Genomic DNA, 10,156 nt, shown 5'->3' on the forward strand with positions numbered 1-10,156 from the left:
GGCCCGCTACGCTGCCACCTGTACCCACCAATGAACGACTCTCGTTCGCCGTGGACCATTTCACGGGGTCCGGTCACCGGGCCTAGAAGTTTCCCTTCGCGATCTCCCGCAGCGCGTCCTTCTCCAACTCCGCGTCTGCCAGCAGGCGTTTGAGGGTGGTGTTCTCGCGTTCGAGGTCCTTGAGCCGTTTGGCGTCCTCGGCCTTCAACCCGCCGAACTGGTTACGCCACCGGTGGTAGGTGGCCTCGGAGACACCCAGTTCGCGGCACACCGCTGCCGTGTCCTTACCCTCGGCCAGGAGCCGATCGGCCGCCATCAGCTTGCGCACAATCTGCTCCGGGCTGTGCCGCTTCCTCGTCGCCATGATTTTGTTGAGCCTTCCTGCCCACGTCGTGGGCTGCAAGACTCTCATAAGCCATGGATCAACCAAACGGGGTCAGGCCACACGGAGCCGTGCGCTGATATAGCGTGACATGCTCCGCCTCCTGGGCGATGTGTGGCACGAATTGGATGGCACTAGCTCCTGTACCGATGACGGCTACTTGCTTGCCGCGAAGCGAAACCGATCGGTCCCAACGCGCCGAATGAAAGCGCGGCCCCTGGAAGGTGTCTGCGTCCGCAATAAGGGGTACGTGCGGCAACGAGAGCTGACCCACGGCCGAGACGACGACATCGCAGGCTAGTGTCTCGTTCGAGTTCGTAGACAGGTTCCAACGTCCGAACTGCTCATCGAAGCGCATGTCGACAACTTCGGTGTGGGTACGCAGATGCGCGGCCAGTCCGCCACTCTCCACGAGTTGCCGGAGGTACTCGAGTATCTCGGGTTGCTCGGCATATCGACGTGACCATCGAGCATTGGGCTTGTATGAGAATGAATACAACGCAGACGGCACGTCGCAGGCCGCTCCCGGATAGGTGTTGTCACGCCAAACGCCGCCAATGTCTGCAGCCTTTTCCAGGATCGTGAAGTTCGTAAAACCGTCCTCCATCAGCCGGTGGGCCATCGCAACCCCAGCAAAGCCGGCCCCGATGATCACGATCGACGGATCGTATGCGCGACAGGGCGTCATGAAGTCGCTGCTCATGAGGCAGAGACAACTGACTTAACGCTGCCGCGGTGTCGGAGCATTGCCTGTTCGGACACTTTCACAGGATTCCCGAGGCTTCAAGGAAGCGTCCCGCTCGATGAATCGCGTCGCGAGCTTCGGGAAGAATCCGGAACATAGCCTGGAATACGTGGATCTGTCCCCGGAATACCTGGATCTCTACGTGGGATCCAGCCGATTGAAGTCGCTCGGCGAGACGACGCGAGTCATCGATCAACATTTCCCTCCCGCCCACCTGAATGAGGATCGGCGGCATCGAGGTGAGGTCCGCGTCAAGCACGCTGAGGCGCGGATCGTCGCGATCTGCACCCCCTACGTAGAGGTCAAGAGCGCGCGCTGCTGATTGAGCGGAGGCAAAAGGATCCCGGCGGCGAAGTTCACGCGTCCTGGCGAGTTCGCACCTGAGATCCAGGACGGGAGACATCAGCAGCATCGCATCAGGGAGCGGCAATCCAGCTGCACGCGCGCCCAAGGCCGTGGCCATCGTGAGCTGACCGCCCGCTGAATCTCCGGCAACCGCGACGGTGCGCTGGCAAGAACCCGGGGACCCTCCGCTGGTAAGCCAGCGATACGCGTTCAGTGCATCGTCCGCGGCTGCGGGATAGGGATATCGTGGCGCAAGTCGATACTTGACGGCGAAGATTGGGCGTCCGCTTGCAGAAGGCGAGTTCGCCGAGAAGACCGCGGTGCGTATCCGGCGAGCACATAGAATATGCACCGCCGTGTATGTATAGCATTGGGTTCGCATGCGGATTAATGACAGGCGTGTTGATCCAGTTCCCACGAATCGGGTTTCCGGCGAATACAGTGTCAACCTTGCGGACTGTGACGCCGCGCCGAGGCCGTGATGCGACGAGCGCTGTTCGAAGCACGCGATCCATCACCGCAAGTCCGTAGCCGTTTGATGGCATGAGCTGCGCCAGAGGGCGCAGCGTGGTCCGCGAAGACATCGCGACGAGATGACTGGCAATGCTGGGCTGCCAGTCAGGGGCATCCATTCTAGTCACCGGGGACGCACCTCCTCGGGCCGATTCTCGAATCGGTAGTCCGAGAGGCGAAAGGTGCGGCTCCGCCAGTACGTCTCCAGAGTCGTTGATGGACGGAGTGGAACGTCACCGTGCCTGTCAAAGTAGTAGCTGTTGGCATTGGAACAGCTCGGCTGCCAGAAAACCTGTCTGTGACGCCGCCTCAGCACTTCGGCGAAGTAACGGTCGTTCGCCTCCTTCTTCACCTCCACGCAGTTAGCACCCAGCGCCCGCGCGCGACGAAGACACCGGACGATGTGCCGACTCTGCGCCTCGATGAGCGTGAAGTACGAGGAACCGTTGTAGCCGTACGGGCCGAAGATGTTGAAATGATTCGGAAATCCCGGGACGCTCACCCCTTCGAAGGCCTGCAGTCGATGCTCGTCCCACCATGTAGCCTGCTCCAGCCCGCCGCGTCCCTTCAACACGTAAGTTGGCATGTTGCCCGACTCCATCACTTTGAAGCCGGTGGCCAGGATCAAGACGTCAATGGGATGAGCTTTGCCGTCTCGAGTATTGACGGATGCATGGTCGATATGGGTTATGCCGCTCGTCTCGAGCGAAACGTTGGACCGGTTGTACGTTGCGAGATAGGAATTGTGGAAGCTGGGTCGTTTACAGCCCAACGAGTAGCGCGGAATGAGTTGTTCTCTCGTCGTCGGGTCATGGACCTCACGCCGCATGTACCGCCTTGCGGCGCTCTCCATGACATCGGCGAACGGTATCACCGTATGAAAGTGAGCGGCTATTGGGAAAGTGATTTCCACGAACGCCTGGCTCGCGGTCCGGGTCACCAATTGTGCCCCCGGCAGGAAATGTAGAAGCCTTCCACCCCACGTCGGTATGGGGAAGTCTGGCTTCGGCAGACAATAAATTGGAGTTCGCTGAAAGACCGTCAGACTCTCCGCTTTTTTTGCGACTTCGGGTATCAATTGCACCGCCGATGCACCGGTACCGATTACTGCAACCCTCTTCCCGCTGAGATCTTTGGTATTGTCCCATCTAGCCGTGTGGAGCGTAACGCCGGCGAAATCTCGCACCCCCTTGATTTCAGGCCACTTTGGCCGACTGAGAACGCCGGAGCAATTTATCACGAAGCGTGCCGTGAACTCCTCACCATTGGCGCTGATCAAACGCCACCGTGTCGCGTTCTCGTCAAAACAAGCCTCGGTAATGGTGGTGTTGAAACGAATATGGTCCCGGAGCCCGTATTTTTCGACGCATCGCTCTGCATAGGCTTTGAGCTCATTGCCGTGGGCGTACGTGCGCGACCAAGAGGACCGCATTTCGTATGAGAATTGGTAACTATACGACGGTATATCGACAGCGACACCCGGGTAGGTGTTCCAGTGCCACGTACCACCTACGCCATCGGCGTCATCAACCATCAAGAAGTCGGTAAATCCCGCCTTCATCAGGCTAATGCCAGACCCAATGCCGGAAAATCCAGCTCCTATGATAATTATTTCGTAATGACGGTCGGACTTGCGATCCATTGCTCTTTTCATTCCACCGTTCTAACGGTCAGCCTTGCAAACTTGGGTTCAGAGTGATTGAGTCAGCTCGAGGTGCGTATCGTCGCGACGAGCTATCACGTAATCACGAGGATCCAAGCGGGAAAGTTCTCTCATAAACTGGGTCGCGAAACCTGGGTACATCGTGCCGTTGTAGCCGTCCTCGGTCAAATACCAACTGCTGCACCCCGAATTCCATGTCGTTCGTCGAAGGCGGCGCTGAATATCGGAGTGATAGCAGTCCTGGCGATCCTCCCTCACATCCAAAGTACCGATGTCATTTCGCTGAAGGAGCTCGATCGCCTGGACTATATAGCCAATTGCTGCCTCCATATATACGAGCGCCGAGTTGTGGCCTGGCCCGGAATTCGGTCCAAAAGTGAAGAACAAGTTCGGATAGCCGGCCACGCTCACGCTCTTGAAGGCGAATGTCCCCTGAGACCATTCATCGCCGAGCTTTCGACCACCGAGGCCGCTAATCGGGAACGGGGTGCCACGTTTGGCCACATCGAAGCCGGTGGCAAACACGATACAGTCCACCTCGTGCTCGACACCGTCGGCGGTCCGAACACCGTTGGGTGACAATGTGGTGATCGGCCAGCTGATCAGCTTGCAGTTTATCTGCCTGTAGCGCAGGGTAATAATCACTGGACATGAGCATGCGCTTGCATCCAGGTCTGAAATGGGGCGTCAACTGACGTCTCAACCAGGAGTCTTTCACCTGCCGACGGAGATGAGCTTTCGCCGCCAGCTGTATCGCGGATGTCGCGGCGGTGTTCCAGACCATACCCACTGCCATCACTTCGTGGGCCCAGAACCAGGCGTCACGGAGCGCTTGTTCGCTCACCGGCAAGTGTTTGAAGGTCGAACGCACCCAAGCCGGATGCTTGAGGTTCACCCTCGGCAAAACCCAGCCCGGCGTTCTCTGGAAAACTTTGACCGACGCGGCCGACTTCACGAGCTCAGGAATGATCTGTACCGCGCTCGCGCCTGTCCCGATGACTGCAACCCTCTTACCGCCGAGATCGTAGCCATGGTCCCATCGAGCGCTGTGGATCTTCTTTCCACCGTACGAGTCAATACCCCGAATATCGGGGAAGCTGGCGTTGGCAAGTGGTCCACTGGCCATCACAACTGACCGAGCTTGATACCGCTTTCCATCAGCCGTGTCGGCTACCCAGATGCCGGCACCCTCGTCGAACTCCAAGGCAGTCACGTCGGTATCGAACTGGATAAACCGGGCAAGATCGTACTTGGCGACCATATCGTCGATATATTCGAGGATCTCAACGCTCCCCGAGTAGGTACGAGTCCAGCCTGGGTTCGGCTCGAAGGAATAGGAGTAGAGAACTGAGGGAATATCGCACGCCGCACCGGGATAGGTATTGTCTCGCCACGTGCCTCCGACGCGATTTGACCGTTCCACGATGACGAAGTCATCTGTGCCCTCTTGCAGCAGCCGAATCGCCGTACCGATACCTGCGAACCCGGCGCCGACGATCAAAGTCGTCGTCGTGCCTGTCATTTGGCCACCGGTTCGTAGGTCAGTTCGTCCGTCCATGATGGCGGCCGACCGAAGATCTGAACAGGGAACACATCGATCGCATTGCCAAGGCGCTGAGACACGAAGTGCAGAGGCTGGGACCGCTTGATTGAAGACGACATGTGCGCCTTCAAGATGTGATAGCCGGGCACCCTCCGCGTGTGCTCACTCCGGTCGCCGACATTGGCATACCGCGTCACCGCGTTGTATAACTTTTCCTCGCACAAACCCATAGCGTTGAGATTCATCAACATGCGCATCAGGAGCGGGATATACAGCAACGCGCCGGTGAGAATGCGCGGATCCACCAGAGCGCCCGCAGTTTGAATTGCGTGAATTCGCAAGGGGCTGGCGCCCAGGTCATTCAAAACCTGGAAGCCAACCGCGAGATGTCGCGATTCGTCGCTATTAACCTTGTTGAAAACCTCCCCGCACACAGGGTCGTCAACCTCATCGAGGAGAAACTTCAGCAGCGCTCCGTCGAGCGCGATCTCCAGTGCCGGAATCGCGGCCCCGATTACGGTCAGGGGAAGGGCTTCGGCGTACCGGTCCAGCCATTCGATAACCAGCCGAATATTCTTGTTCGGGACCGGCTTCTCGCCTTCCTCAATCATGCCCCAGCGACGCATCAGGGCAAGTTCGGCATTGGCGTGACGCTGCTCCTCGGCGTGAAAGTAACGGTAAATGTCTCCGACTCCTTCAAAGGGTGCCTTCGGAGCCATCGCGGCGAAGGCACGTGCTCCGACATGCTCAATCCACACCACGTCGGACATGAATTGCTTGAGTTTGGGACGCTGTTCGTCGGTGATCAGTTCCGCGCCAGGGGCGTCCCAATCGATATCGGCGAGAGCCCATTGCTTGTTTTTGATTGTCTCGAGCATGTCGCTATATGCGAAAGGCATTTCCCTGCTCCTCTACTCGGCTGAATCGTGCCATGAGGCCATGCGCTCCACGAGGCCCAGCGTGCGTGTAAAGGGACCGGGTAGGGCTCTCTTCAGTTGCCACAAGACTTTGGCATCGAGTTGGGGTACTACATAAATTTGTCCGCGATCGTGCGCGTTCAACGTCGTTCGAGCAACGTGCTGTGGCGAAATGCCGGTCCATTTCATCAAGTTGGTCGCGAGTCGTGCAGCCGCCTCGTCGATTTGAGGATTATTGGCTATGTTCGTCTTCACGAAGGTGGGGCAAAGCACTGTGACGTTGACGTCAGTACCGCTCAGTTCGGCCGCCAATGTCTCCGATAGAGCGAGCACTCCGGCCTTGCTCACGTTGTAAGCCGCCATCCGAGGGGCCGAGCCGAAGCTCGCGGCGGACGCCACATTGATGACTCCGCCATGCCCATTGCTGCGTAGCCGAGGCACGAAAGTCTCGCACCCATAAATAACGCCCCAGAGGTTGACAGAAATCGCCGCGTTCCAGTCCTCGATCGACGTCGCGCCGATACGGTTGCCGCCCGCACCGATTCCGGCGTTGTTGATGACGAGGCTTGCAGCCTTCCCAAACCAGTCTTCGCTCGCGTCAGCGAGGTTACGAATCTGCTCAAGATCGGTGACGTCGCATGCGATGTCGAAACCCTCGCCGCCAGCCTGCCTCACCAACTCTGCCGACTCTTTTGCGGTTATGGGATCCCTGTCGGCGCAAACCACGCGTCCACCTCGGCGTGCAAGCTCCACGGCGAATGCGCGGCCGATACCGCTTCCTGCGCCTGTGACGACTGCATCGGCTCGGTGCGTTCTGCCTGGTGAGCCGTCGAATGGCAGCAATCTCATTCGTCTGCCTTTCGGGTCGCGACATTGACGTCGGCTGTGCGGAAACTCTCAATTGGGGGCATCAGCCACTATTGGGGTCGCATGCCACCAGTTTTGTCGTGGGGCGAGCACGTTGTCAAGATGGAGAGGTGCGGTCGATAAACAAGCGCTGGGGTGGTCGGACGGGTGCTGAGCGTCGTGCAGAGCGACGGCAACAATTGATCGAGGCCGCAACCGAGATTTGGAGTGAGAGCGGTTGGGCCGCAGTGACTATGCGCGGCGTATGCGCCCGCACGAGGCTGAACGATCGATACTTCTACGAGGACTTCAAGACGCGCGATGAGCTGCTCGTCGCAGCGTGGGATGGCGTCCGCAATGACATGCTCGGCGAGGTCGCCGCGCTCTTCGACGAGCGTGTGAATCGGCCGCCGATCGAAACCATCACCGCGGTGATCGCCATCGTGGTCGACCGGATCGCACGCGATCCCGGTCGGGCGCACATCCTCCTCGCTCAGCATGTTGGTAGCTCACCGCTACAAGACCGCCGCGCCGTGGCGCTACAGGAAGCAACGCAGTTGGTCGTTGAGGCAAGCCGGCCACACCTCCGACGAGATGCCGACGAGATAGCCCTTCGCATGGACACTCTGATCGCAGTCGGGGGGTTCGTCGAAGTCATGACGGCCTGGCACTCGGGTCTGCTTGCGGTCACCGAGAAGGAAATGGTCGCGCACACGAGCAGACTGGCTGAAACCCTGGCTCAACGCTATATCGTCAGCGACTGACCCAGGATCACAGGCCAGCCAGCTCCGTGGCGATCGCTGCCGAACCCCATTCTTGGTCCGACCGCCGCCTTCACCAGCACCGAGCACCGCGCCCGTGACGCTGCCGGCGCCCACGCTGTTCGGCAGGAGCGAAGCAGGAACAGTGCTCCCTGCGTCGCCCAACTTCCGCACCTTTGCTATCCCGACTGAGCGATAACTCGCTGTGAACCGTCTTGGTCGAACAGTTCCTTACTCCAACGCTCCAGGACCGCAGCACTGTCCCAATCATCAGGGTGGAAACCCGGGCGATTGTAGGAACGGAAACGCCGCAGCGCATCAGCGGTGAACATCGGGGTGCGACTGAAGCGGTACAGACTGCGCATCAACGTGACCGGGTTATACGAGGCTCTATCAGCGGCCATGGACAAGGCAGTCTGCAGAATGAGTTCGCCGAATAAAATTACTGAAGCGATCCGCATGCCCCGTACACGGGTGCGCTCGGTTCCCCCCACGAGCCGATAGACGTCGAAGGCAACCGCTTTGTGCTCCGACTCCTCGAACGCATGCCACAGCAGAATCGGTCGAACCTCTGTCTGTCCAATGAGCTTCTGGGCATCTTCGCTGGTAAGAATGATTTCCGCCAGCGTAGCGGTGTAGTGCTCCAATGCGGAAGTCATGGACAGCCGCATTTCCGGCGAAAAGCGCCGTTCCAATCGCTTGATCAAGCGTGCGACGTGACGATCGATTCGCGCGGTCGGATAACCCATGGCCTGGAGTCGTTCGTTGAGGAGCCGATGCTGGTGTCGGTGCGTGGCCTCTTGTCCGATGAAACCCTTGACCGCTGTCTCCAATTGGGGATCGTCGATGGAACTCTGGAAGTTCCTGACCGAGCGGATGAAGAAATCCTCGCCTTCCGGGAACGTCGCAGAAAGCGTCGAGATGAAATGGCTCATCACCAGGTCGCCATCTACGAAGTGTTGCCGCTTCGTGGAGGTCGGCATCGGAAACCGAACACGCCTGGGTTTTGGCAGCACCCGGGTCCTGGTCGGGGCTTGATCGTCCGACATTTCAGGTCCTTCCTCGAAGTTTGATCTGACTTTATGCCTTGTCAGATAAGACTGCCAGACTGTAGGACATGAGTCCAGCACGTGTTTATGGCGGGCTGTCCGCAACTCAACGCGATGCGCAGCGCCGCGTGATGTTGATCGATGCCGCGGTCGCAATCATGGGGACCCAAGGAGCTGCCGCGTGCACAGTGACCGCCGTGTGTGCGAAGTCAGGGGTGACGAGCCGGTATTTCTACCAGCAGTTTCGCGACCGAGACGCGCTCTTGTGTGCGGTCTTTGCCAAGATCTCCGCCACCTTCCAAGCGGTGATAACCAGCGCCATTCCGCACGACACCGTTGCTCCTCAAGAACTCGCTCACGCTCCGATCGAGGCCCTGGTTCAGATGATCGAGAACGATCCCAGCATGGCCCGCATACTGTTTGTCGAATCGGGCGCGGAACCCCTCCTCCGGCAGCTGCGAAGCGAACTGATGACAGGTTTTGCGGAGCTCGTCCTCAGAGAGGCCCGCCTGCACCTCGATATACCCAGTGAGGTGCTTGAAGTCGCAGATCTCGCCGCTACCTACGGTGTCGGGGGCCTGTTCGAGATACTCCGCCGCTGGATAGACGGACAACTGAACCACTCGACTGAAATGCTTATCGAGCACTGTGCGGGTTTTCTCGGCAGTCTCGGCCTATACACCCTCGGGCAGGCGCCTGATCCGACCGCTCCGCGGCTAGCCGCAGCTGACGAGACGCGATAGATTCTGACCGACCCGGCGTTACGCACGCCTCGGTTCGCTGAAGGGCATGGCGGACGCTACAGGCCAGTGCCATCTTCGGCGGTGGTGACGTCGATACCGAGGATCTCATCGACCTCGTTCTCACGGAGTCACTGCGGCTCGCTCGCGCCGGTTCCCGGTTCCTGGTGGGCGCAAGATGATCCGCGACATCACCGGGTACACATCCGGCCAGCGCCATGTGTGCCGTCGCGCCCACAGTCAATTCCTTCGATCGCTCGATCTGCAGCGAAGCGCACCGCTTCGGTCCATCGCCATTCGACGGAACCACGGCGCGGAAACAAATCCGACGCCCGCTCCCGCGCCGTTGTCACTTGATGTTAATTGCGGCTAACATCAGCGCCTAGCAGATCGACCTCGATGCTCGCCCGGAGGGAAAATTTTGGTACAGGTCCTGCCCGAGCGTGTCGACGACACTGCGCCCAGCTATCTCGAGAACCGCGAAGGACTGAGCGCGCAACTCGACACCATCGCGGAGCAACTGAGGCTGGTCAACGGCGGCGGGGGGGGGGGGGGGGGCCCCCCGGGCCCCCCCCCCCCCCCCCCCCCCGCCCCCCCCGCGGTGTGCTCCATCTTCATCGCCTCCAGCACGACGAGCGTGTGACCGGCTGCG

General features: G+C 59.5%; 6 protein-coding genes and 4 pseudogenes. 2 read left to right on the forward strand and 8 right to left on the reverse strand.

The genetic code is table 11. The features are described from left to right. Window positions 1–77: 77 nt before the first annotated feature. The 7 genes and pseudogenes from A9X01_RS07950 to A9X01_RS07980 all read right to left on the reverse strand — a co-directional run. Window positions 78–364, reverse strand: a pseudogene (locus A9X01_RS07950) (transposase); the annotation flags it as partial. A gap of 82 nt (window positions 365–446) precedes the next feature. Next, window positions 447–1,085, reverse strand: a pseudogene (locus A9X01_RS07955) (flavin-containing monooxygenase); the annotation flags it as partial. A gap of 61 nt (window positions 1,086–1,146) precedes the next feature. After that, window positions 1,147–2,104, reverse strand: a pseudogene (locus A9X01_RS28870) (alpha/beta hydrolase). A gap of 5 nt (window positions 2,105–2,109) precedes the next feature. After that, window positions 2,110–3,627, reverse strand: a complete 1,518-nt coding sequence (locus A9X01_RS07965; protein ID WP_065120222.1) for a flavin-containing monooxygenase — start codon at window positions 3,625–3,627, stop codon at window positions 2,110–2,112. Window positions 3,628–3,675: 48 nt separating this feature from the next. Then, a pseudogene (locus tag A9X01_RS07970) lies at window positions 3,676–5,170 on the reverse strand (flavin-containing monooxygenase). Continuing rightward, window positions 5,167–6,090: a reductase gene (locus A9X01_RS07975; RefSeq protein ID WP_065120223.1), complete on the reverse strand. Its 924-nt coding sequence runs from the start codon at window positions 6,088–6,090 to the stop codon at window positions 5,167–5,169. The pseudogene A9X01_RS07970 and the gene A9X01_RS07975 overlap by 4 nt, the downstream one beginning before the upstream one ends. A gap of 12 nt (window positions 6,091–6,102) precedes the next feature. Then, window positions 6,103–6,957 (reverse strand): SDR family NAD(P)-dependent oxidoreductase, encoded by an 855-nt coding sequence (locus tag A9X01_RS07980; RefSeq protein WP_065120224.1) that lies wholly within the window; start codon window positions 6,955–6,957, stop codon window positions 6,103–6,105. 128 nt (window positions 6,958–7,085) lie between these two features. Here A9X01_RS07980 and A9X01_RS07985 point away from each other — a divergent pair, with 128 nt between their 5' ends. After that, a complete protein-coding gene (locus A9X01_RS07985) occupies window positions 7,086–7,718 on the forward strand; it encodes a TetR/AcrR family transcriptional regulator (protein WP_095763925.1) in 633 nt (210 codons plus the stop codon). Between the two features lie 176 nt (window positions 7,719–7,894). Here A9X01_RS07985 and A9X01_RS07990 read toward each other — a convergent pair whose 3' ends face one another. After that, window positions 7,895–8,764 (reverse strand): metal-dependent hydrolase, encoded by an 870-nt coding sequence (locus tag A9X01_RS07990; RefSeq protein WP_065120226.1) that lies wholly within the window; start codon window positions 8,762–8,764, stop codon window positions 7,895–7,897. Window positions 8,765–8,832: 68 nt separating this feature from the next. Between A9X01_RS07990 and A9X01_RS07995 the strand changes: the two genes are divergently transcribed. After that, window positions 8,833–9,507: a TetR/AcrR family transcriptional regulator gene (locus A9X01_RS07995; RefSeq protein WP_065120227.1), complete on the forward strand. Its 675-nt coding sequence runs from the start codon at window positions 8,833–8,835 to the stop codon at window positions 9,505–9,507. Window positions 9,508–10,156: the final 649 nt, after the last annotated feature.

The sequence above is a fragment of the Mycobacterium asiaticum genome (genome assembly GCF_001668675.1).
GTDB classification, from domain to species: domain Bacteria; phylum Actinomycetota; class Actinomycetes; order Mycobacteriales; family Mycobacteriaceae; genus Mycobacterium; species Mycobacterium asiaticum_D.

Excerpts from the sequence above, each read along its gene's own strand:
- A9X01_RS07965 (WP_065120222.1), bottom strand. The coding sequence starts at position 3,627 with ATGGATCGCAAGTCCGACCGTCATTACGAAATAATTATCATAGGAGCT.
- A9X01_RS07975 (WP_065120223.1), bottom strand. The coding sequence starts at position 6,090 with ATGCCTTTCGCATATAGCGACATGCTCGAGACAATCAAAAACAAGCAA.
- A9X01_RS07980 (WP_065120224.1), bottom strand. The coding sequence starts at position 6,957 with ATGAGATTGCTGCCATTCGACGGCTCACCAGGCAGAACGCACCGAGCC.
- A9X01_RS07990 (WP_065120226.1), bottom strand. The coding sequence starts at position 8,764 with ATGTCGGACGATCAAGCCCCGACCAGGACCCGGGTGCTGCCAAAACCC.
- A9X01_RS07995 (WP_065120227.1), top strand. The coding sequence starts at position 8,833 with ATGAGTCCAGCACGTGTTTATGGCGGGCTGTCCGCAACTCAACGCGAT.